The sequence below is a fragment of the Nostoc sp. genome, assembly GCF_036917415.1.
Lineage (GTDB): Bacteria > Cyanobacteriota > Cyanobacteriia > Cyanobacteriales > Nostocaceae > Nostoc.
In genome coordinates this window covers 25327-50001 of sequence record NZ_JBALDJ010000025.1, presented here as the reverse complement: position 1 = coordinate 50001, position 24675 = coordinate 25327, and the positions used below count along the sequence as shown (strand labels likewise).

At 42.4% G+C, this 24675-nt stretch carries 15 protein-coding genes; 8 read left to right on the top strand and 7 right to left on the bottom strand.

Annotated elements, in window-relative coordinates; genetic code table 11:
- Position 1: 1 nt before the first annotated feature.
- Positions 2-1093 (bottom strand): threonine synthase, encoded by a 1092-nt coding sequence (gene thrC / locus V7K41_RS03435; RefSeq protein WP_334845736.1) that lies wholly within the window; start codon positions 1091-1093, stop codon positions 2-4.
- 1036 nt (positions 1094-2129) lie between these two features.
- On the opposite strand from thrC (V7K41_RS03435), the gene V7K41_RS03430 reads away from it, so the two are divergent.
- Positions 2130-2324 (top strand): hypothetical protein, encoded by a 195-nt coding sequence (locus V7K41_RS03430; RefSeq protein ID WP_292778303.1) that lies wholly within the window; start codon positions 2130-2132, stop codon positions 2322-2324.
- Positions 2325-2403: 79 nt separating this feature from the next.
- Here V7K41_RS03430 and V7K41_RS03425 read toward each other — a convergent pair whose 3' ends face one another.
- Complete coding sequence (locus V7K41_RS03425; RefSeq protein ID WP_334845735.1) at positions 2404-4779, bottom strand: hypothetical protein; 2376 nt, start codon at positions 4777-4779, stop codon at positions 2404-2406.
- Positions 4780-5034: 255 nt separating this feature from the next.
- On the opposite strand from V7K41_RS03425, the gene V7K41_RS03420 reads away from it, so the two are divergent.
- Positions 5035-6702: an iron uptake porin gene (locus V7K41_RS03420; protein WP_334845734.1), complete on the top strand. Its 1668-nt coding sequence runs from the start codon at positions 5035-5037 to the stop codon at positions 6700-6702.
- Positions 6703-7140: 438 nt separating this feature from the next.
- On the opposite strand, the gene V7K41_RS03415 is transcribed toward V7K41_RS03420, so the two are convergent.
- Both V7K41_RS03415 and thrC (V7K41_RS03410) read right to left on the bottom strand, forming a co-directional pair.
- Positions 7141-7416 carry a ubiquitin-like small modifier protein 1 gene (locus V7K41_RS03415; RefSeq protein WP_094342283.1) on the bottom strand — a complete coding sequence of 92 codons (276 nt, stop codon included), beginning with the start codon at positions 7414-7416 and terminating at the stop codon, positions 7141-7143.
- Positions 7417-7504: 88 nt separating this feature from the next.
- Positions 7505-8815, bottom strand: a complete 1311-nt coding sequence (gene thrC / locus V7K41_RS03410; protein WP_334845733.1) for a threonine synthase — start codon at positions 8813-8815, stop codon at positions 7505-7507.
- An 824-nt stretch (positions 8816-9639) separates the two neighbouring features.
- On the opposite strand from thrC (V7K41_RS03410), the gene V7K41_RS03405 reads away from it, so the two are divergent.
- The 5 genes from V7K41_RS03405 (at position 9640) to V7K41_RS03385 (ending at position 21581) form a co-directional block, all read left to right on the top strand.
- A complete protein-coding gene (locus tag V7K41_RS03405) occupies positions 9640-12204 on the top strand; it encodes a beta strand repeat-containing protein (protein WP_334845732.1) in 2565 nt (854 codons plus the stop codon).
- Between the two features lie 112 nt (positions 12205-12316).
- Positions 12317-12880, top strand: a complete 564-nt coding sequence (locus tag V7K41_RS03400) for a hypothetical protein (RefSeq protein ID WP_334845731.1) — start codon at positions 12317-12319, stop codon at positions 12878-12880.
- 150 nt (positions 12881-13030) lie between these two features.
- Positions 13031-14581 (top strand): hypothetical protein, encoded by a 1551-nt coding sequence (locus V7K41_RS03395; RefSeq protein WP_334845730.1) that lies wholly within the window; start codon positions 13031-13033, stop codon positions 14579-14581.
- Positions 14578-18507 (top strand): TonB-dependent receptor, encoded by a 3930-nt coding sequence (locus V7K41_RS03390; protein ID WP_334845729.1) that lies wholly within the window; start codon positions 14578-14580, stop codon positions 18505-18507. Before V7K41_RS03395 ends, V7K41_RS03390 begins: the two co-directional genes overlap by 4 nt.
- Positions 18508-18704: 197 nt before the next feature.
- Complete coding sequence (locus V7K41_RS03385) at positions 18705-21581, top strand: isopeptide-forming domain-containing fimbrial protein (RefSeq protein WP_334845728.1); 2877 nt, start codon at positions 18705-18707, stop codon at positions 21579-21581.
- Positions 21582-21594: 13 nt separating this feature from the next.
- On the opposite strand, the gene V7K41_RS03380 is transcribed toward V7K41_RS03385, so the two are convergent.
- Positions 21595-21741, bottom strand: a complete 147-nt coding sequence (locus V7K41_RS03380; RefSeq protein WP_334845727.1) for a hypothetical protein — start codon at positions 21739-21741, stop codon at positions 21595-21597.
- A 26-nt stretch (positions 21742-21767) separates the two neighbouring features.
- Here V7K41_RS03380 and V7K41_RS03375 point away from each other — a divergent pair, with 26 nt between their 5' ends.
- Positions 21768-22757, top strand: coding sequence for a DUF1350 family protein (locus V7K41_RS03375; protein WP_442943125.1), 990 nt, complete (start codon positions 21768-21770; stop codon positions 22755-22757).
- 76 nt (positions 22758-22833) lie between these two features.
- On the opposite strand, the gene argC is transcribed toward V7K41_RS03375, so the two are convergent.
- Both argC and V7K41_RS03365 read right to left on the bottom strand, forming a co-directional pair.
- Positions 22834-23829: an N-acetyl-gamma-glutamyl-phosphate reductase gene (gene argC, locus V7K41_RS03370; RefSeq protein ID WP_334845725.1), complete on the bottom strand. Its 996-nt coding sequence runs from the start codon at positions 23827-23829 to the stop codon at positions 22834-22836.
- A 170-nt stretch (positions 23830-23999) separates the two neighbouring features.
- On the bottom strand, positions 24000-24602 hold the full coding sequence (locus V7K41_RS03365) for a hypothetical protein (RefSeq protein WP_334845724.1): 603 nt from the start codon (positions 24600-24602) through the stop codon (positions 24000-24002).
- Between the last annotated feature and the right edge of the window lie 73 nt (positions 24603-24675).

Here is a 24675-nt window from a genome sequence, read left to right as displayed (position 1 = left end):
CCTAAAATCCCATTGCCTTGGCTACTGCGCCCAGTTCCGCCGCGATACCCTGTTGAAATTGACTGTGATTGTGTTTAATGGCTGTATCTGGGTCTTTTAGACCATTGCCTGTGAGGACACAAACTACTGTCGCTCCTGTGGGAATTTGGTCTTTCACCTGCAATAACCCAGCGACAGAAGCAGCGCTAGCAGGTTCGCAGAAGATACCTTCTGATGCTGCCAAAAGTCGGTAAGCGTCAAGAATTTCGGCATCGGTAACGGCGTGGAAATTTCCCTGGCTGGCGGTTTGTGCCGCGATCGCTAATTCCCAACTTGCAGGGTTGCCAATGCGAATTGCTGTTGCTAGGGTTTCGGGATGCGCCACTGGCTGACCGTGGACTAAGGGGGCTGCTCCTGCGGCTTGGAATCCCATCATCCGGGGTAAGCGATCGCACTTTCTGGCTTGATGGTATTGACAAAATCCCATCCAATATGCTGTGATATTTCCGGCATTTCCCACGGGAATACACAACCAGTCTGGTGCATCACCCAATGCATCGACAATTTCAAAGGCTGCTGTTTTTTGCCCTTCTAGGCGGTAGGGATTGACCGAATTCACCAAAGTGATTGGATAGCTTTCGGCCATCTCGCGGACAATTTCTAGGGCTTGGTCAAAATTACCTTTAATTGCCAATACTTCTGCGCCGTACAGTAATGCTTGAGCTAACTTGCCCAGCGCTACATAACCGTCGGGAATCAGTACAAAGGCATTCATGCCCCCGCGTCTGGCATAAGCGGCGGCTGAGGCTGAGGTATTGCCCGTGCTAGCACAAATTACTGCTTTTGCCCCTGCTTCCTTAGCCTTGGAAATTGCCATAGTCATCCCCCGGTCTTTGAAGCTGCCGGTGGGATTCAGACCGTCATATTTTACAAAAACCCGTACTTGTCTGCCAATGCGTTCTGCGATCGCTGGCACTGGTATTAGAGGTGTGTTGCCCTCCAACAGAGTGACAATCGGTGTTTTTTCGCTGACAGGCAAGTATTCGCGATAGGCTTCTATCAATCCGGGCCAGGGTTGGCGATGAGATGTAGCAACAGACAGGCTCAAAGTCACAGGATTTAAAATTTCTGAATGTAAGGATTGGATATTTAGAAAGGGTGGGATAGGGAAGCGCAAAATGGGGAAGAGGAAGAAAGTAGATTTTTCGTTACCAGTTGCCTGTTGAGAGTTCCCTAATCCCAAAGAATCTTATTAAGAATATTATTTTTTGTAATGCAGGCGTTTCACTTGCTATTTTCATTTAGAAGGTTAATTTATCATAAACTGCCACGGCGACCTTCGGTTCAACAAATTAGCTTAGAGGATACTGACGAGGTAAATCATCTGCAAATCTATAGGACTCCTATTTGATTTTGAATAAGATAGGACTTACGCACAGGTAACAGAAAAACAGAAAACGAACCACAGAGGACGCAGAGGTCACGGAGAAATGAGAGTTTGAGAGGGTTTTTGCGTAAGTCCTATAAGACTCAGTACTTATCTATCCTATTCCCTATTCCCTGTTCCCTGTCCACGCAAGTAAATTCAGGAATCAAACTTGATTGCTATATGAGACTTATGTTATAACTCTGTGAAACTCTGATTTATCCGTGGTTAAAGCTGCTTTTAGTGCATTCGTTTAGTCAAGTATATCTATGTATTCTCCTACCCGATTCGCTTCAATTAATCTAGGAAAATACGCAAGAGGCTGTCTCTTTTTGATAGTAGCCTTCTACTTCCCTTATTAAGAGAGGCTGTGCCAAGTGGAAGCGCTTCGCCCTACGTTTTTTCATGATTTAGCATAATTCTTGATATAGTCTACATATAATTTCTTGCGTAAATTCCCCAAAAACGGCGATAATTGTTTGTACAACCATAATTGACAGACTATAAATTAATTATTCCTAAGTACGGTCCTGTAGAAGTAAGCTTTACACACTTGGGCCAGTGTTTTTTTTGGAACACAGCCATTATAATCACCGTCTTTTATGATTGAACCCCAAATCCATTAGAGTAATTGATTGAAAATATACAATAATGTAATAAAGCTTAAAAGAGCATTATTATAATATTTCTAATGGTGTGAGTTAAATTGTGGATTTAATTAGCGATGCCTACTTATTTATCTAACGTTTCCGATCGCGAGTCTCAGACAGCCTGGGTCAGTAAGTTAACCAAGTCTTATTATCAAGACGATCAGCAAGCTAAATTGATGCATTTACAAGCAGAGGTAGACTCTTTGTTGCAGCAATTGGAAAACCTGAAGCACCAACGTCTAGCCGAAACCAATCAAAAAGAAGAATAAGTCAGTCTTGTCGATAGCGATCGCTTTTCCCCTCTCTAATTTAAATTTGAGTAAAGGGGAAATTTGAGTCAGGGGTGTGCTATTCAAAGCGCTGATTTTTCTCTGACCAGCGCCTCAAACTGTAGTTATGAGCATTTTCTACCAGTAAAGCTAAGGATTGCACCCCTGAAAGCTTGGCGATCGCAGAGAGTCTTTGTAAGTAATTTCCTGTAAAATCAGTGTAAATGATTTTATTTCTATCAGAGAAAATTATAGTCCGGTCACGACCTTGTTGTGTGTTTTTTCTCTGAATTTCAGGTGTCGACTGATTCAAGGATGCTATTGCTTCCGGTGAGATAGTCAGTATTATTTCTGGTTGAGCGTTATTTGTTAAATCAATCACTTGAACGGGCCAATCACCTAATTTTTCCTGCATCTGTTCAAAGCTAGGAATAGCACCACCCGGAACTTCGCCGGATTGTTGTAAAGATTGCCACAGACTCGATAGCATTACCTTCACCCCTTGGGGATTTTGTTGATGCAGTTCTCGTAGAGTAATGGGAGATGGTTGCACCCATTCCAGTGCTGCATTGGTCAAGGCTAAAGGTTTGGGCTGGAGAACATCGTTTTGATTATCTGGAATTTTTGGGCCAGCAGCTAATAGGCGCAAAACTTTACCTTGTAGTTGCACCGCTTTGATAGCGGCTATAGTAATTTTTTGCTCTCCGTTAGGCAACCAGACTACAATTTGGATTTCCGGGTCAGAAGTGATTCCCAAAGTTTTCCAGAAAAATTTGGCGGCGTCAGTTTTCGGTAGGTTGAAATTCTCAAAGGGAAAATTTAGCCAGCGTTTCCCGTTATTAAATGCACTTACCTCCACCTGATACCAAACTTGGTTATCTGTAAGTTTCAAATCTGCTGGGGAATTTGGTTGCAGCCATTCGGTGTTGGTAACTTGAGTGATTAGTTGCACCGTACCAACAATCTGACTAGAGTGAGTAGAGGATATTTGCAATGTCCCCTTACCATTGAGTCTTGCCAACAAACCTTGAATATAGGCAAGATTATCTTTTGTAATTTTTGGTTGCGCCTTTAACCAAGAATTAGCGTGTTCTTCTCCCCGCTGAACTGCTAAAATCAACGCGAACCAAGCTTGCACCTCTCGTCTATTTGGGTTCACCTGCAACGCCGCCACTGTGCGATTCCACAACCGTTTTTCATCAGCTTTGAGTAGAGTAGCAATTTCTTGGGCATTATCTGGCGACGCTTCAAACACCTGTAAAGCTTTCTCCCAGCGACCATCAATCAAATCTGCCAGCACTTCTTGACTAGGACTGGCCCAAATTTTCTGGGCTTGAGTTTTAGTAAGTTGGGAATGCAAGCGAATCAAATCCATTTGCGCTTGCGCCACTTCTGGTAAAGTTCCTTTGCGCTGTTTCTTGATGAATTTCAACCATTCAAAAGCTGGTGTCCACAATCCGCTACGGGCAATTGATAGGGCACTTTGGTATGCAGAATCCTTGAGGGTTGATGATTTGAGGGTAATCGCCTCCAATTGAATTGGTTTGAGGAACAACTTCAAAGGTTTGACTTGGTAAACCTGTAAGTGCGGTTCTAAACCTACTGTTTGGTCGACAACTAACTCTTTTGTAGCGTCACCAGTTACCTGCTGCCATTTGGGCAATTGTCCATTAGGACTAGTCCAAAACAACATTTGTAGTAGATTCGTGCGTTCTGGATTGTAGTATACGACGTAACCGTAGCGGATCGTACCAGCTCCTTGTTGGCGTTTACCCCGCAAATCAAACCAAACCCCTGAGGATGGTGTCTTACCTTCAAAGCGTTGCACTTCAGTTAAAGGTAGGGGAATACTGATATCCTGGGGTTCTGAAGTTCCATCAAGCAAAGAAGAAATCACAAAGGATTCATCTGGCCCAGTTACAGATAATTGAGTCGCTAGATAATAGTAACTTTCTGACTGAGATTTAAACTCTAACTCTTCTGAGCGCTCGTAAACCCTGAGTTCCACCACTTCTTCACAATCAGATTGACAGTTAGCACGTTGTTGAAAAACTGGTAGTAAAAATGAGGTTTTCACATCCCGATCTAAAGGCAGAGTTTCCCCAAATATTTGGTTTTTTTTACTCAAATCGAGTTGAATTTGTTTGAGAGTTTGGGGACGTTCGTGTTTACCAAGGGGGATTTGTGCCCATGCAGGTAAAATTTTATTTAGCCAGCTTACCTCGTCTGGATTGAAAATGAAGAGAACACTAATCCAGGCAAAAGCCATAATTAGACTAGCACTACTTAACAGAATTGCGTAGCTTGCCGCCGTAGGCATCGCTAGTATTGACGACAACCAACTCCCTCGTTTTAGCTTTTTCTGGGGTTTTTTAGCGACGCGTTTCATCGCACCAGCACGAGGTTGATTTAGTTTAGAGGCTTTTGGCTTCGGCTTGCGTGAACGATTTGCCATAGATTCGGGATTAAAGAATTGAGGATTAGGGATTGAGAAACTCTTTCCTAGTCCCCAGTCCCCATTCCCCAATACCTTGTTATACTCGCCCTTTCAAAAGTTGCCTAGAAGCATTAAGTCTAATTTGGGACAAAATCCGTAAATGTCCCCATGTGAACCCTAGATGATCGCGAATACACTCTTCACTTAAGTATGTGAGCAGAGTGTAAAAAATTGAAAGGTAGACTTATTAGCTGCAGTCATCGCAAAACCTGGATGCTCGCATGGTTACTAATTGCGGGAGTAAATGGAGTTGCACAAAAAGCATTAGCAGAAGAATACATCAATACAGAAACTACTCAGCAGATAGAAGTTAAGGGCGATAATATTATGGGAGCATCCCCCTCCCTTTCCCCAGAAGAACCGATGGCGCAAGTTACATCGGTATCTCAACTCAAGGACGTACAACCCAACGATTGGGCATTTCAAGCCTTGCAGTCTTTGGTGGAACGCTATGGTTGTATAGCCGGCTATCCAGATAGCAACTATCGCGGTAATCGCGCCTTAACTCGATATGAATTTGCTGCGGGTGTGAATGCTTGTTTAGATAGAGTCAACGAATTAATCACTACAGCCACCAGCGATTTAGTCACCCGCGAAGATTTAGCAATATTACAAAAATTACAGTCAGAATTTGCCCCTGAATTAGCAACTTTGCGGGGTCGTGTCGATAGTTTAGAAGCCAAAACTGCCGAAATCGAAGCCAACCAATTCTCAACAACAACCAAACTCAGTGGACTACTGATAGTTGGCATTCAAGGACGAACTAACAATCGTGGTGATGTCAATCCTAGAGATGGACAAAAGGATACAGATGATGCTGGGACAAATATTAATCTTATATCCCTGGCGCAGCTGTATTTAACTAGCCAAATCACTCCCCGTAGTTATTTATTTACAGGTCTTTTAGATGGTAACGGAAAAACTACACCTAGATTTACCAATAGTGTTTCTCGGAATGATGTTTTACTTGGCTATGAATTTCCTACAGATAGCTTGATTGTAAGTGACCTGAATTTTCATTGGCTGGTGACAGATAAATTAGCAGTAATGGTAGGAACAGAAGGCGTAAGTATGCCAGCTGCTTTCCGAGGCCCCAATCGGGTAGAAAGTGCTGCAACAGGACCATTATCTTATTTTGCTCAAAGAAACCCAATTTTAAATATGGGATATGGTCACGGTGGTATAGCGATTGATTGGCAATTTGCTAAACGCGCTAGTTTGCAGGCAATTTATACTAGTTATCAACCTGGAAATCCCGGTAAAGGTAGCGGTTTATTTGATGGAACCACCACTACAGGTGTGCAATTACTGCTGACACCAACCGATACTCTAGATTTAAGTTTGTATTATGTTAATAATTACGCTTCAGATGGTTGTTTGCTAACCTTTGTTGGTGATGAATGCTTAACTACAGTTAATACCAATACCGGAAAATCAGCACCACTACAAACTAACGCCGTGGGTGCGACTCTGACTTGGCAAATTTCTCCCCGCTTTAGCGCAGGTGTGTGGGGTGGTTATACTAAATCTTATATTCCTGGACAATCAGGAAGTGTAGAAACGACAAATTATATGGTGTTTCTGAATTTCCCTGATTTATTGAAGAAAGGAAATCTAGGAGGAATTTATGTCGGTCAACCTCCTAAAATAACTAGTAGCAGCTTACCTGTAGGGAATAATGTCCCTGATTTTATCAATACAGGTTTAGGGCGTGCAGGTGGACAACCAGGTACGACCACTCAAATTGAGGCATTTTATCGTTTCCAGCTAACAGATAATATCAGTATTACACCAGGGATAATTCATCTTATACAACCTGGTAACACACCAGATAATGACTCAGTTACTATTGGTATTCTGCGGAGTACTTTTAGTTTTTAGTTGTAGTTTCAAATAATAAGAAGCTTCTGCGGCTTCCCCCAGGAACTGAAAATTAAACCCGATTTCACTTTTTTGTATTGCTCCCATCTCAATTATTAAATTAAGCGATCGCCTAAAGAGTCTCGATAAGTGGGACAGTTCGTCGGCTATTATTAAAACTTATTCTTTTACTATTAACACAAACTAATAGCTACTCAAAAAGTCGATATGACTCTTATTTGATTGCATGAAAAAACTCTATACAACTCGAATAACCTTCTTAATTTTCAAAAACTCAACTGTTCTCAAGATTCTTCTGGCTGTGCCGAAAAACATCTTGAGAAAGTTCTATTTACAAAAGTTTTCGATATACTGAATTTGAAACCAATAAAAATAAGCCTGCCATTCGCGGCAAGCTAAATGTATTCATTTGCTAAATCTAGGTAGATTTTTTCAGGATTAACCACCAGCAACAGCAGGAACAATACTTACTTCATCACCATCTTTCAAGGCTGTGTTAATACCATCTAAATAGCGGATATCTTCACTATCGACGTAAAAATTTACAAATCGACGTAGCTTGCCTTCTTCATCGCACAACCGGGATTTAATACCAGGAAAGCTTTGTTCTAAGGAGTCCAACAGTTCAGCAATGGTGCTACCGTTGGATTCTAGACTAGCTTGATTATTAGTCAAATTCTGAAGAGTTGTAGGAACTAAAACTGTTACAGCCATAGAAGTACAAAGTGAAGAGTTAAAAGTGAGAAATACAATTTAAGAGTTAGGAGTCATGAATAAAAAACTCATAACTCATAACTTTTAACTAAACGAGGACTTGTTGCCATTCCAAGCGATCCAGAGTACGCGATCGCTCCAAGGCACGTTCAAAACTATCCAATTTAGCATCAATAGTCAAGGGTTCACCAACGTAGCCTTGGATTGCTTCTTGGGTTTTCAAACCATTGCCAGTGATGTAAATCACGGTAGTTTCATCTGGATCAATTTTGCCAGCTTCTACCAGTTTTTTCAGCACGGCCACGGTTGTACCACCAGCCGTTTCTGTGAAAATACCTTCGGTTTCTGCTAGCAGCTTAATACCATCAATAATTTCGGCATCATTGACTGATTCAATGTTACCACCAGTCTTCTGAGCTAGCTCCACAGCATAAATGCCGTCTGCTGGGTTGCCGATCGCTAGCGATTTCGCAATTGTATTCGGTTTAACTGGCTTAATAAAGTCGCGTCCTTCTTTGAAGGCTTGGGCGATGGGTGAACAACCTTCAGCTTGAGCGCCGCTGAAACGGACGCTCTTATTTTCTACTAAACCAACTTCGACAAATTCTTGGAACCCTTTATAAATTTTTGTAAAGAGCGAACCAGATGCCAAAGGAGCAACCACATGATCGGGTAGTTCCCAGCCTAATTGTTCCGCAACTTCAAAACCTAGCGTCTTAGAACCTTCAGAATAGTAAGGACGCAGATTAATGTTGACAAAACCCCAACCGTGTGTATTAGCAACTTCCGAACAGAGACGATTGACTTGATCGTAGTTGCCCTTGACGGCCATGAGCGTGGGACTGTAGATCAAGCTACCGATAATTTTACCGGCTTCTAAATCTGCGGGGATGAACACACAGCAGTCTAAACCGGCATGAGCTGCGATCGCAGCTGTAGAATTTGCCAAATTACCAGTGCTAGCGCAAGAAACAGTAGTGAAACCCAACTCCCGCGCCCTGGATAAAGCGACTGACACCACCCGATCCTTAAAGCTCAGGGTGGGCATATTCACGGCATCATTTTTTATATAAAGCTTATTTAGACCCAGACGACGAGCAAGACGGTGGGAACGAACCAACGGAGTCATACCAGTTCCCACATCTATTACATTGTCAGTTGCGACAGGCAAAAAGGGACGGTAGCGCCAAATTGAATTGGGCCCAGCTTGAATTGTTTCACGAGTGACAGTCAGACGTAGGGCGTTGTAGTCATATTTAACTTCTAACGGGCCAAAGCATGACTCACAAACATTACTGGCTTTGAGTTCATATTCTGCACCACATTCCTTACACTTCAAGGCTTGAAAGTAGGCAGTGCTGCTTTGGGTTTGGGTTTGGGTTTTGATTGCCTGAGTCATAAACTAGCTTTCCCTGTTTGTCTGTCACTGTCGCCTGATACTAACACGAGCAAAAATACCAGTCAAACATACCCGACTAAAAATATCGGGTATGGTTGGTGTTGAGAGGAATGATTCTTGTAAAACTTTAATACTAGTAATCTCTATTTTGAGTATTTACACAGACATACTTAATGTTATAAAAAAATAAAATAGCTTCATCTACTCAGCATTAATACGGTAAAATACATGATTATATTGCATTATATTATGATAAAATTGCATTGATTGAAATTAATATCTTATTTAAGCGATTTAGATCGCTTAGTTAACTTTCAATTTTTTTATCTAAATGACTCTACAGAGCAGTATATATTTCTGACGAAAAAACTCAAAAGCATTTATATATATAAGTTTTAGTGTTTTTAGTATCTGATTAAACCACTAAAAATGCTATGTGTATTACCAAAATAAAGTTAATTTTTCAGCTTCGATGCACTCATTCACGGCTAGATAAGTTACTTATTTATACGCAAGACTTTTTTTGCTTTAAAAGCTACATTACTATTTACATCTCTAAGCCACAGAAATACAGTAATAAATTACACATATTTGCGATTGCCAGCTTTGATTCTCAAGGGTAAGCGTAAAAAAAGTAGACAAGTTATTTCTGGTTATTGTCTCAATACAGTTTTTAAGGAGTGTCAATAATTTAACTCCTTAAATGGGCATTCCCGAAATGTTGAAGTTTTGGGTAGCTATAATCGGTAATTCCTGAAAGGGAATTGCCGAACTTTATCCTGTCTCAAAATCCGAGATACAAGTTCAGCAAACAAAGTACTTCTATGGTAAATCGAAATCAATCTGTAAATAAGCAGCGTAAGTCTTACCAATCTCTAGTAGCAACAGTATTATTAACTGGTAGCCTTTTTCAATTTGTTGCACCTGTATTAGCTGACGGAACTACTGCGGGTACATCTATCAGCAACACGGCGACAGCGACCTACGAAGATCCTAACAGTCCAGGGACAACAATCAACGCTACTTCTAACACTGTTGTTGTCACTGTAGCAGAGGTTGCTGGGATCACCGTTACAGCGTCAGGTGTAACGGATAACACCACTAGCGCTACTAATACAACAGTTCAGGTTGGCGACTTACTAATCTACACCTACACCCTGACGAACGTAGGTAACGACCCCACCCAATTCCGAATTCCTAACTTAGCTACAACAACTGGGCCGGGTACAGTTTCTGGAACATTACCAAATAATGGTACACCTAATAACCTGCAATACAGCATTGACGGCGGTCAAACCTGGCAAAATATCACTAGCACTGAGGTATTCACGCCCTCGGTTTCGCCTGGTGGTACGGTATTGGTGCGTGTGCCAGTTACCGTACAGGCTGGCGCTCAAACCAATGACATAATTACCGTTACCCTTGGTAATACTCCTGGTAATGCTCAAAATCAAGCGCGAACTCCAGACGGTGGTGACGTTTATACCGTAGATAACCCTGATAATAGTGTTGTTGGTGAGGTATCTGGCGTACCAGTTAATGGTACACGGGAAGCTAGCGCCACCGAGCAAATTAAGGTTGGTTTAACGGTGAAGAGTTACACTTTAGCCACCATTCTCAAGATTCGCAGTGGCTATAACAATGCTGGCACGACTGCAATTACAGATGACAAGCTGACCTACGATTTGAGTTTGCGAGTTGAGTCCAATGATCCCACAGGGCAGGGAATTACACCAGCAGCCTTGACAGGTACAAGCATCAATGTTGATAGCGTTGCTAGCACCCGTATCTTGGTTTCTGATGCGATTCCTGCGGGTACAGATTTGGCAGTAGCACCAACTGCGCCTCCTGGTTGGCAAGCAGTTTATACCACTGATTTAATTACAACTGATGCCAATACAGCCAATTGGAAAACTTTTCCCTTAAAAGGTGCTGATACACTCGCAGGTGTAACACGAGTTGGTTTTATCAATAATCCAGCGACTATTACTTCCATTGCTCCTGGTACAACAGTAAATGGCTTCTCGATTCAGCTAGCCGTTGAATCAACTGCAACTTCACCTTTAACCGTCGCTAATATCGCTCAATTATTTGGTCAAACGCCTAGTAGTAACTTCCCAGTTTACGACGAATCTGGCGACCAAAATCCCAGCAACTACGACGGTTCCCCAGGCAGTATGACACCTCCTGTGGGTACAGATACTAATGGTGATGGTCTTCCCGATACTCTACCGGCCAACAGCGTTGATGATGGCTATATTAATACTCCAACCTCTCCAGAAACTGGGATTGACACGGGTAATAACAACACTGGTGATGGTACAGCAGGTGGTGAAGCAAACATTTTCAAGTTGGAAACACCTGTTAATTCAGCGATACTCAACGGGCCGCAGAATGCACCAGATGCTGTTGGGCCATCAGGTCAAACCAAGGATGACTTCACTAACAAATCTTCTTTAATTCCCGCTGGCACAGCACCCGGTACGAAAATTGACCCAGCAGCCGTTGGATTCACTAACACAATTAAAAACAACGGCACTAACCCAGGCAGTATCACACTAACGCCAACTCAACCAGCCAATCTCAAAGATTTACCGGATGGGACTAAAGTAACCGTTACTTATGGTGGTCAGTCTGCTGTCTATACCTACAATCAAGGAACAGGAACCTTTGCAACCGCCAGTACACCGATTACTATCCCCAACGTTGCTGCTGGTGCAATTGTCAATTATGGTGTGGAAGTTGATTTGCCAAGCAACACATCCCTGTCAACCGATACCATCCCAGACTATCCAGGCGATCAAGAATTTGGCTACCCAGTTTATATCAAAGCCTCTATTGATACGAATGCAGATAATATATCTGATAGTGAAAACATCACTATCGATCGCGTGTACACTGGCTTCCTGAAACTGCTGAAAGTGTCGCGAGTCTTACAAGGAACTGGGCCTGTAATTCAAGGGAATGATGGCACATTCAGTATCGATCCGAAGAAGCCTGCACCAGGAAACATTATTGAGTACCAAATTCAGTACACAAATATTTCTGATGCTCAATCTGGAACCGGAAACGTGATTTTGAATGCTGACAAAGTTGTAATTGTTGAAGATGGTACAACTGCTGATGATACTCCTGCCGGTTCCAACAATTGGGCGCTAGACAACGATAAAAATGGTCAAATTGATACCAGTAATATCGTAGGTTCAGCTAAGGATTCCGGGGTTGCAACCATCCAATTCTACAGCGGTAATAACCCAACTAACACGTCTAGCATTGACCAAACTGGAACTACGGTAAACACTGATATTACTAAGTATGTGGATAGTGTTACTGGACAGGTTGCGCCTGGTGTGAAGAGAACATTTACCTTCCAACGCAAGGTGAACTAATTCGTTTCACCTCACCTTCAACCCCCTCTTTGGTTGCAAAGAGGGGAATGACTATTTTTGAGTACAAGCAGGGAAAGATAAGTCAACAATCAAGATTCTGGAAATTATTTATATGAAGCGTGTTTCTCTTGCAGGTTTAGGAGCGATCGCTCTCGTTGCTACAGTTCCATTTCTCAGTCAAATTCCGGGAGTAGCTAATATTTGGCATTCAGGAAGTGCTGTTGCTCAGAATATCAAAACTCAAGGGCAAATACAATTGCGCTTGGAAGCAGAAAAGCAAGTGGTGGCGCAGGATCAGCAGGGTAAGCAAAGCCAGAAATGGGAACCTTTGAAAGGTCAAGTTGTGGTGCGACCAGGAGATGTGTTGCGATATACCTTGAGTGGCGAAAATAAGAGCGATCGCCCAGTGAAGAATTTGACTTTTAATCAGCCTATTCCCAAAGGAATGGTCTACGTGCTGAATTCTACCAATGTTGCCAAAAATGCCAAAGTTATTTACAGCATTGATGGCGGGCGTAGCTTTGTCGAAAATCCCACTATTAAAGTTACTCTTCCTGGTGGCAAAGTGGAAACAAAACCAGCCCCAGCCACTGCTTACACCCATATCCGTTTGCAGATTCCCTCACTTGCAGCGAAGACAACAGTCAAAGCGACTTATCAAACGCAAGTACGCTGATTCGGAGGCGGAGATACTGACTCGAAAAAGAGCCGCAAAGTATTTCCAAATGGAAGCTGGAAACGAGATTTTTAAAGGGTTTTGGCTTAACTGGATTTCCACAAATAAATAAGTGCTTTTATCAACAACAAACTTGACATTTCAGAGGAGATGTGTTCGGTGAGCCGTCCTCAAAACCAAAAGCAAATTACTTCTAGCAGTAGCTGGTGGCGACGGTTAACAGCTACTGTTCTTCTGGGAAGTTTTTTGCATACTACTATTTCTATACCAGCGATCGCGCAGCAGACTAATAATCTGGCTGCATCTTTGCCATTAATAAATCAAGCTACTTATACTTATACAGATTCTGCCAGTAATTATCAATATCAAGGAAGTTCTAGTCAGCTTAATCTTACTTTTAGCCGATTAGTTGATCCATTAGGGCGAATTTTAGGTTGTGCTGGCACTATTTTATCTGACTATACAGGTTTTTCAGTTGGGGTATACGAACCGAACTCTAGCGATCCAACAGGCACAGAATTGGGCAGCTTGGTTTCTTTGACTAGAACAGAATTGCCAGATATTTCTAATAACAACGTTCCTGGCGGTAAATCGCCAAATACCGAGAATAGTAACCCCTACTTCGTTACGAATAACCCTGCGGGTGTCTACAATTTCCTACTCGATCCGAAGAAGGGTCAAACCGATCCAGGTAGAACTTACATTTTTGTAGTTAATCCACCACCAAATTCTATCTACAAACAACGGCGCATCAAGATTGAAATCCTTGGTAGCACTGGCACACAAGGTAATAATGTCGTGCGATATGTCGCTAGTTCTCTGGATGGTCAACCAATTAGTACCACAGGTGAAACCAGGGTAGAGCAAACAGTTGTTTTAGTTCCTAACGCAGAAGTTGTTGGACTGAATTTATTAGCCTTTGAATTCACCACAAATTTGTGCCAAGCCAATCAGTTGCAGATTATCAAAACAGGCGATCGCGCTACTGCTGAACCTGGAGATACGGTAATCTATCGCCTGTCGGTAAAAAATCTCGCTGATGCTGGTTTGAGTAATATATTTGTCACCGACGACCTACCTTTAGGATTTCAGTTTTTGCCGAAATCTGTACGGGGAGAGCTAGATGGTCAACCAGTCACGATCGCCTCAGAACGCAATGGTAACACAGTGACATTCCGCACAGACGTCACAGTTCCCACAGAGAAAGTTTTGAATATTGCCTACGCTGCTCAATTAACAGCCGATGCATTGCGTGGTACTGGTCGTAACACTGCGATCGTTAATGCTCAACGAGCTGATAACCGTTTTAGTACTAAGGATGGTCCTGCAACCCACCAATTGAAAATTCGTCCAGGAATCGTTTCTGACTGTGGCACGATTATCGGTCGCGTGTTTGTTGATAAAAACTTTGACGGGGAACAACAGACTGGTGAGCCTGGAGTACCCAATGCGGTGATTTTCCTGGAGGACGGAAACCGCATCACTACAGATCCGAATGGTTTGTTTTCCTTAGCTAATGCCTTACCTGGATACCACACAGGTGTACTAGACCTTATTAGTGTACCCGGTTACACCCTAGCTCGTAACGAAAAATTCCGCGAACGAAATAGCCAATCTCGGTTGGTGCATTTAGAGCCTGGTGGCTTAGTACGCATGAACTTCGCTGTCACCCCCACATTTCAGGAGCCAGTCAAGAAATGAAAACCAGACTGCATGTAACTACATTTAACCTGAAAATGATGGGGGCGATGCCAGTAGCTCTCTGCCTTGTTTTGTACCCGACAATTGTCAAAGCAGAAATCACTAGTGAAAAACTCCTTTTCCCTGATTCACCTTCGCAACCAGAAAAGAGTGTTAAAGATTCTGACTTTTCACGGGATTTGGAAAACCTCTCTCCAAGCCTCTCCCCTAAAAGGGGAGAGGCTTTGAATTCTACCCATCTTTTGGGAAGTTCCGAGCAGCATTCTCCATCTCTCGAATTTGCCTCAACTTCTTCAACATCGGCTCTTGATACTTCAATTCCAAATGTCAAGCTAAGTGAAACAGAAATACAACCATTTCAACCAGAAACTTCTGCTGATTTGCCCAGAGACTTAGGCAAAATAGCAGGAATAGAGGACAAGAATGATGGACGCAAAAATACTGAAACACTGTTTCATGCTTCTCCAACGGAAATACAACCATTTCAGCCAGCAACTTCTGTAGATTTGCCTAGAGGCTTACACAAAATTGCAGGACAAGGGAACACGGAGATGCGGGAACAAGAAGTGAATAAAAATCTTCCTGTGTCCCCCACTGTCCCTATCTCTACAACAATCAAAATCCTGACTCCGACGGCTGATAGTGTTGTAGATGTACAAGCTAGCACGCTGATTGTGCAGTTTCCTGCTGGTAGTCAAGTGGAATTGCGGGTAAATGGGGCGTTGGTAGACCCTTCTTTAGTGGGACGGACGGAAACTGATGCTACCACCAACTTAGTAACGCAGACATGGTATGGTGTCTCGTTAAAAGAAGGTGCAAACACCATCTCTGCACAAATTATTGGAGGAACAGAACCCCCCGTAACAGTGCAAGTTGCAGTTCGAGGAGCGCCGCAGCAATTAACTTTAGAAACAGTCGAGTCTCGTATCCCAGCAGATGGACGTTCTACGGCTACAATCAGGGGTCAACTCATCGATGCAAATGGCAATCGCTCGAATCGTGATGCTGTTGTCACCCTGATACCCTCTGCTGGGGAGTTGATTGGGAAAGACTTCAAACCCGATGAACCCGGATTTCAAGTGGAGGCGAAAGGGGGACAATTTACAGCGACGTTACGATCGCAACTGAAAGCGGAAACTGTGACAATTCGCGCGATCGCAAATGATTTAGAAGCCTTCACTCAACTCCAATTTGAAACAGCACTGCGTCCGAGTTTAGTGACAGGGGTAATAGATTTACGTTTGGGCGCTAGAGGTACAAATTATTACGGCAGTTTCCGTGATTTCCTCCCTCCTGACAAAAACAACGGAACTCAATTAGATTTCCATTCAGCGATATTTGCCACTGGTGCGATCGGAGAATGGTTGTTTACAGGCGCATACAACAGTTCTCGTAGCCTCAATGAAGATTGCAACTGCGATAATCGCCTGTTTAGAACTTACCAATTCAGCGAGCAAAACTATCCTGTCTACGGCGATAGCTCGAAAGTTGATGTAGTCGCTCCTTCCATTGACAGTGTATTTTTGCGTTTTGAGCGTTCAGCTCGTACCCCTGGCTCCGATCCTGATTATGCTATGTGGGGTGACTATAACACAGAAGAATTTGCACGGCGATCGCAGCAATTTACTTCTATCACCCGTCAACTCCACGGTTTTAAAGCTAACTACAATTTAGGAAACCTACAAATTACAGGTTTCTATGGCGACCACTTAGAGGGGTTTCAACGGGATACTATTGCTCCTGATGGTACTAGTGGTTATTACTTCCTCTCTCGCAGATTATTACAAGCCGGTAGTGAAAATGTCTTTATCGAGTTAGAAGAACTCAATCGTCCTGGGACTGTATTAAAACGCAAACAGCTTAACCGAGGCCCAGACTACGAAATCGACTACGATCGCGGTACTTTATTATTCCGCGAACCGATTCTTCGCACCGATATCGATCAAACCGGACAAGTGTTGGTACGTCGGATTGTTGTTAGCTATCAATATGACAGCGAAGACTCTGACGGAAGCATCTATGCTGGTCGTTTTCAATATAATCTTTCCCGCAAATTGAACTCCGAAAGTTGGATAGGAGCAACTTACGTTCAAGAAAATCATGGGGTGCGCGACTTTCAACTCTATGGTGCAGATGCCCTGATTGCTTTAGGTGACAATGGTAAGTTAATCGCAGAATATGCCCATTCCACGAATGATTCTGATGTGGTGGGAAAAATCAGAGGTGATGCCTACCGTTTAGAAGCTGAAGGAAAGATTGCTAATGGGATTCAAGGTCGTGCCTATTATCGCTTTGCTGATACGGGTTTTGCTAATAATGCCACTATCAGCTTCGTCCCAGGACAAACCCGTTATGGAGCGCAGGTTACAGCTAAACTCACTTCGACTACCAACGTCAGAGCGCAATACGACCACGAAGACAATTTTGGGATTGCTCCCCAACCCCTAGATACCTTTGAAGAACTGTTTGCACCGCGTTATGAGGCGATACCTGGTAGCAAGGTAGATAATTCACTGACGACGATTTCTGCTGGGATTCAACAACGTCTGGGTAGCGCCACTATTGATTTAGATTTGATTCATCGTCAACTGGAAGACCGCATCCCCGACAGTACCCTAAGTAGTAATTCCGATCAACTGCGATCGCGTTTTTCAGTTCCTCTAGCTAAAAACTTGACTTTTCAAGCCCAAAATGAACTCAGCTTATCTTCCCAAAAAGATGCTATTTACCCAGACCGTAGCATTTTCGGGTTGAATTGGGCAGTAATTCCTGGTGTCAGCGTTAGTCTGGCCCAACAGTTTTACACTAGCGGTCAATATTCGGGTAATTCCATTACTAGCTTGAGTGTCAACGGTGAACACAAACTCGGATCGGATACTACCTTGACTGGTCGTTACTCAATTTTGGGTGGTGCTAACGAAATGACCACCCAAGGAGCAATTGGTATAAATAACCGTTGGACTATTGCTTCTGGATTGCGGCTGAACGTTGCTTACGAACACGTATTTGGCAACTTCTTCGGACGCACTTTGGCGGGTCAACAATATGCTCAACCCTACGCCTTTGGTCAAGCTGCATCTGCGATCGGATTTGATGGGGGTGATAGCTACAGTGTGGGTCTAGAATACAGTGATAATCCGCAGTTTCAAGCTAGCGTCCGTTACGAACATCGTTCCTCTTCTGGTGGTAATAATACAGTAATTACCGCAGGTGCTGCGGGTAAAATTTCTCCGGCTCTCACCGCTTTGGTACGTTATCAACAAGCTGGTTCTTCCAATCAAAAGCTTTCAGGATTGGGAGATACTGCTAACCTGAAGCTGGGTTTAGCCTACCGCGATCCCAATAACGATAAATTTAATGCTTTATTACGTTATGAATATCGCCAAAATCCATCAACCATCCCTGACACCATCCTGTTAGGAAGTGGTACGGGTTCTCAAGACCATACCTTTGCTTTAGAAGCGATTTACGCTCCTAACTGGCAATGGGAATTCTACGGGAAGTATGCGTTGCGTAATAGTACCTCTTACATAGCTAGTGATTTAGCCGGTACTAGCACAGTAAATCTGGCCCAAGTACGCGCTACCTATCGTTTAGGATATAGCTGGGATTTGGTGGGTGAAGCTCGTGTAATTAGTCAGTCTAGCTACAATGAGACAGGCTTTGTTGTTGAAACAGGCTACTACCTCACGCCTAACCTGCGCGTTTCGGCTGGTTATGTGTTTGGTAAAGTTGATGACCGAGATTTTTCAGGAACACGTTCCGCAGGTGGGGCGTATTTGGGTTTTACGGTTAAGCTCAATGAATTGTTTGACGGCTTTGGACAACAAAAACCTGTAGCACGCCAGCCACAGGAATCAGCGATGAAAACTTTGGTAGGTAAACTCAAAGCTGCAATGAGGGGGATGCGAAAGCGTGAAACATAAAACGGTTATTTGATGTAGAGACGTTCATTGTAACCTCTATGTACGAATTTAACCTTTCCTCGTGGGAATACTATTGTCGTAACGATTGTTATCCGCTTTGAATCTAGTGCAAAAACGTTTCAATTTTCATTCTGGTACTTATATATTTATAAACTCAATATTATTACTTATGTGTTATGTATTTTTCTTGGGATTAAATGATGAAATCTTTATTTAAAAAATTAAGAGCGATCGCCACAGTAAATATTGATGAGAATGAGAGATTTTCTCTGACTGTGGACAACTCAGTAAAAAAAACTATGAAAAAGCCATTAACAATTAGCCGCCAAAAACTATGGCTCAGTAGCTTGGGCTTTTTTTTATGTATTTTCGGCAATAGTATCCAACCTAGCTTGGCTGAAGGCAGCAAAGAGTTAGTTTCTGATGGTGGATATAGACCCTACCTGGAATGGTCAGATTTAACAGCGGCAGGTATTATTCGGAAAACCACACTTAAAGTTTATGTTCAACAAGGAGAAACAGTTAATCTTGGCTCTAGTGTGAATACTAGCTTTTCAGACCCACAAGATATTGTTTACCGCAGTCCCTTTGGTAGTCAAAATGGCTCTTGTGATGTTCTAAATTCTGGTTTTGGTTGGATTAACACTGTTGCCAAAGAAACGGCCGGCCCTTTACCTAATACCAATGGCTATACCCCTTGTTATTTTATCGCTACAGAAACAGGTATTTACGAAGTTGAATTTCATTCTCCTGATAAAAGTGGTACTACAGGCAATCCGCCCCCAAGAACTATAACGGCGGCATTTCCTACAAATGGTACTCAACTTTCAGGGGTAGCTGCTTGGGATATCACAGTTCGAGATAGTAATGGTGTTACCAAAAAAGGGCGGGTATTTACCAACTATATCGCTATGAATATGGGGGCAAATGCCAGTGGTGGTACTCCGGTAGCACTCAACTCTAAGCTTTATATTCAAACCAAAGATGGGTATCGTTACGAAACTGACATGAATGGAGTCGATCCTTTTGGCTTCATCTTTTTTGCTAATAGCCGGGGATATATTGATAGTAACGGTTCTACACTTTATCACTCTATCAATTCCCCAGCAGACGCAAACAGTACACTCAACTTTTATGGCAATGTAAAAGTTCAAAGTCCGAATGTTACTGATACATCAACAGACATTACCCACCTAGTTTTCTTCAATCGACCCGACACGGCAACTCTCAATGCTTTGAGTATTCCGATTGCAGCGAATATTCCGATAGTACCGACTTCGTTCAAATTTACTGGGGGTAATGGAGGTAGTGGCAACCAAACTTCTGTAGGTGTGGGAGGAAATTTTAGCTTCAATGCCAGTTCATCTGGTAGCTATCAAATAATTATTGACACCAACACTGATGGCATTTATGACCCTAGTAACGATAGAGTACTACAAAATGTGCTATCTCTCGGCTCAAATGTGGTGCTTTGGAATGGAAAGGATGCAAGTGGGACAAATCTCCTACCTCGACCAGGAAACTTACCATACAATGCCATAATCACAACACGGTCGGGTGAATATCACTTTCCGATGTTGGATGCCGAAAATAATCCGTTGGGGTTTAAAATCACAATGGAAAACCCTCCTGCTGCTTTTCCTAACCTTGTAGATCAAAATGGACAGCAGATTAACTCGACTACCATTTATTACAATGACAGTAACTATACTAGTGCTAATGGTACAGCGATTAACTTAGATGGTACGGGAGCTACTAGCCCGCGTAATGCTGCTAGAGGGATCAATAGTGTGTCAGGAGAGCATGAATTTAGTAGTAATTATGGTGACTATAAGGGAATAGATACTTGGACATATTTCCCAAGTCAAGCAATCAATACTCCCTTAGTAATTACTACTAACACTCAAGCAAATGTTACAGGAATCAAATCTGTTCGCTTTCTTGCAGACAATGATAGTAGTGGAACAGTGACTGTAGGCGATCGCATCGAATATACTATCACTTATTCCAACCTAAATCCAGGTAATAGCAATGCAATTAACTTTGTCATTAACGACTCATTACCTTCCCAGTTAACTTTTGTAAGTGCAGCAATTACTGCTGCAACTTCAGGGAATAACATTACACTCAATCCCAGTTACAACGGTGCTAGTGTTGTTGCTGTAACAAATTCTGGAATTCTCCGTGTAGGTGATACGATTACCATTAAAATTACTGCCACAATTAATAATGCCAATGGCGGTAATCCAATTAGTAACCAAGCCAATGCTACTTTTAACACACCTGACAATCCTACAGGAACTGTTGGTACAGTGTTCACAGATGCAGACTCTGCTGGTGCTACTAATAATCCACCTACTCTCGGTAATTCGTTCTTGCAAATTGCTGACAATGGTGTAAATATTGGCAATAATCCTGCCAGTACGGCAGATGATGACCCCACTTTATTTACAGTATTAAATATTATTAATTCTAATCCTAAATTGCTGTTAATTAAACGCATTACCCGTCTCAATAACCAAGATTTAACTGATATTGTGGATGGTCGCAGTGACGTTGCTACTAATGCCAGTAACTATGTACCAGAACCTTATGCTACTAATGATAGCGATCCTAAATGGCCTGTTGGTTACTTGCGAGGATTAATTAATGCTGGCACTGTCAAACCGGGAGATGAATTGGAATACACTATATATTTTCTTTCCAATGGTCTTGGTAATGCAACTAATGTAAAATTCTGTGACTTAGTTCCGACTAATGTTAGTTTTATTCCTACTGCTTTTAATAGTATGACTCCTAGTGATGGTGGCTTACCAGGAGCGGATCAAGGAATTGCCCTAGCTATTGGTTCTACTACACCTACGCTTTATCTCACTAATGTAGGAGATAGCGATCGCGGGCGTTTTTATACAGCTAACGACTCAGCCACACCATCATACTGCGGTACTAACACCAATGGAGCAGTAGTGGTCAATATTACAGTCCCAAGTTTTCCCAATCTACCCGCAGCCACTGGATCGGGCGCACCAGCTAATTCTTATGGTTTTGTCCGTTTCCGCGCTAAGGTAAAATAGCTTTAAGCACACGCTAACTAGTGGAATTAACGCCATTAGGAGAGTTCCAGCTGTTCGGTAACGAGGCGATCGCAGCTTGTTCAGCGAAGCATCGCAGTTTGGTAAAAATATCTCTTTGAATAATCCGAAAAGCAGCAACTTCAGTTTGGAGATTCAGCATATACCTACAAATAAGTCATGGTAAATATGAATCTAAAACTGAGATTTAAACCAGTTTCTCACAGTTGGGTTGCTCTACATCCAAAGCCTAAAGGGGTAATTCAATTTATTGCCGGGGCTTTCTTTGGTACATTTGGCCCCATGCTTTTTTATCGTTATCTGCTTCAATCTCTATTTGAGCAGGGATATACAATTATTCTTTTGCCGTTTAATTTTACTTTTAACCATTATGTAGAAGCTGGTTTTCTCATGAGAGAGCAGTATGAAATTCTGCCAGAGCTTGTGAGGATGGCAACTGTTAAGGGATACGACTATGAAGCCTATCTAGATGATAAAAACTTTTCTTGGATTGGACATAGCCTTGGCTGTAAATACATCTCCTTATTAGAAGGATTTACTGCTCTACCTCCAGAGCCTCAAGATAGAGAGCAGTCTATTCGGAACCTACTATCTAAAACTTCCGATGAGTCACAGATAGAAAGTGTTATTGCAGATATTAACATTCTCTTTGATGAACTAACGCGAAAAAGGGATGAAATTAAAAAATTAATTTATACTTATGTGCATAAGAATATCAACATTAACAGTGTCTTCATTAAAGGGCAAGTTTCTATCCTATTAGCACCTGCTATTGCTGACACAGGGAGCGCAATTCGTCCTCAATTTTTAGCGGATCTCATCGATAATCTTGGTTGGGGCGTGAAACCAACTGTTGAAGAAACCCAGCATTTAATCAAGGATAGTGGGCTATTTAATATCATGGGTTTAGTCTGTTTCAAATCAGACAATATTGCTAAATCAACCTGTGAATGGTTTACTAATATTCTGCAAAAGCCACCTAAAGATTTTCGGAAAACTTTAGCAGGTGGACATTTAATACCTTTAGGTATTCAGTTCAGTAAGTATGTCATTAATTTTTTTGATAAACCGTTAATTGAATCAGTTCAAGAACGAAACAAAGCATTTGAGCATAATGTAATTCAATTGCTTGAGGAACTGAAAGAAAAATCAAGATAATGGGCATTGGGGCAGAGAGGAAAATTTGCTGCAACTTCTCCCCACCCCCAGAGACGCGATTAATTGCGTCTCTCTTTCATGACAATCCCAACTCTTCTGGAAAACCGAGCATGATGTTTAGGTTTTGGACTGCGGCTCCTGATGCGCCCTTACCCAAGTTGTCAAGACGAGCAACTAGCAAGACTTCTTTGGTAGTATCATTGGCAAATACAAAAACCTGAACAATATTAGTATCGTTCAGTGCGTAGGCGTAGCCCGTCGTAGACATCGCATCCAGAAATGTTCCGTCTCTCAGCAGAGTAGAATCTTGGAATGGAGCAACCTGCACGAACTTTTCACTTTGGTAGTAATCAGCGATCGCTTGATGAATAATCTTACCTGATGGTGGATTATCCAAAGTCCCAAGTGGCAAAGGTATCTGTACTAGCATCCCCTGCTCAAAATCTCCCACTGCTGGTACGAACAGCGGCGGTGATGCTAACCCCGAATACTGATGCATTTCCTTGACATGCTTATGCCCAAACTGCAAACCGTAGATACCATAAGGGTAGAGCGACTCTCCGCCGGCTTGCTGTTCGTGGAAGGTATCATATTGTTTAATGAGATTCTTGCCACCACCAGAGTAACCTGACACTGCATTAACGGTGATCGGAAAGTTACTATTCAACAGTCCTTTGGCAATCAACGGACGGATACAAGCTAAAAATCCTGTGGGATAACAGCCCGGATTGCTGACAAACTGGGCGCTGGCGATTTTCTCTCGCTGTCCTGGATTTAGTTCAGGGAAGCCATATACCCAGTCTTTAGCTGTGCGATGGGCAGTACTAGCATCAAGGATCTTAACCCTAGTATTACTGACTAAGCTAACAGCTTCGCGGGCTGCATCATCAGGCAGGCAGAGAATGATAACATCAACTGCATTGATTAGTTTGGTTCGCTCAGTTGCATCTTTACGCTTAGATGCTTCAATGCTAACTAACTCGATATCATCACGTTGGTTCAGGCGTGAGTAAATTTGTAAGCCTGTGGTTCCTGATTCCCCATCAATGAAAATCTTCGGTTTAGTAGTCATGCGCTTTTTATTATATGGGAGTGATATTTTGACAAAGTAAGAGTTATAGGACTTACGCATAGGTAACGGAAAACGAACCACAGAGGACGCAGAGGAAACAGAGAAATGAGAGTTTGAGAGGGTTTTTGCGTAAGTCCTAAGTTATTTTAACGATCAATTTTGGAATGAAATTAACCTGCTTTCACCATCCACACCAAAAAGCTCAGAATTAGTTCGATAGGAGGAAGAGAATAATCCATTAAATCAATTGTGACTGTTTGCCCCTCTAGTTTCAGAAATCGCCATAGGGTTCCACTGCTTACAGTACCGTAAACTGCTGTTAAGGTTTGTTCTCTGGCTTGATTGAATCGCTGTGCAGCTACCATTTCTGCAATGCATTGTCCTAATCCAGATTTTAAATCTGATTTTTTTGCTTCAACAATGACAATTGCAGGTGCTTCCACCGTTAATTGTTCAGGCGAACGGCAAAGTAGAAAGTCACATACACCGTTGAGTCCAATACTCGCATCAACGTTAAACTCTTCTCCTGAAAATACACTAATTGTGGAATTGAAGATGCGTCGCACTTCCAGCAATATAGGATTAATTATCGCCTCTGAACGAGCTTTTTCTGTATCTACTGCAATCGCCCACGGTAAATCCTCTAAAATACCTTGCAGTCTGAAACTTGGAGTAATGGGTTCAATCAAGTCTGGGAAGAAGCGGACTCCTTCGACAGTATTTAGATGAAAATCTTGTTTCACTCGGTCAATATTGAATTGACTGTAGGGCATGATAAATCAATACTCCATCAATTTGCTTGACTGTAATAGTGTTTGTTCCATAGACTTTCCCCTTTGAGGATAT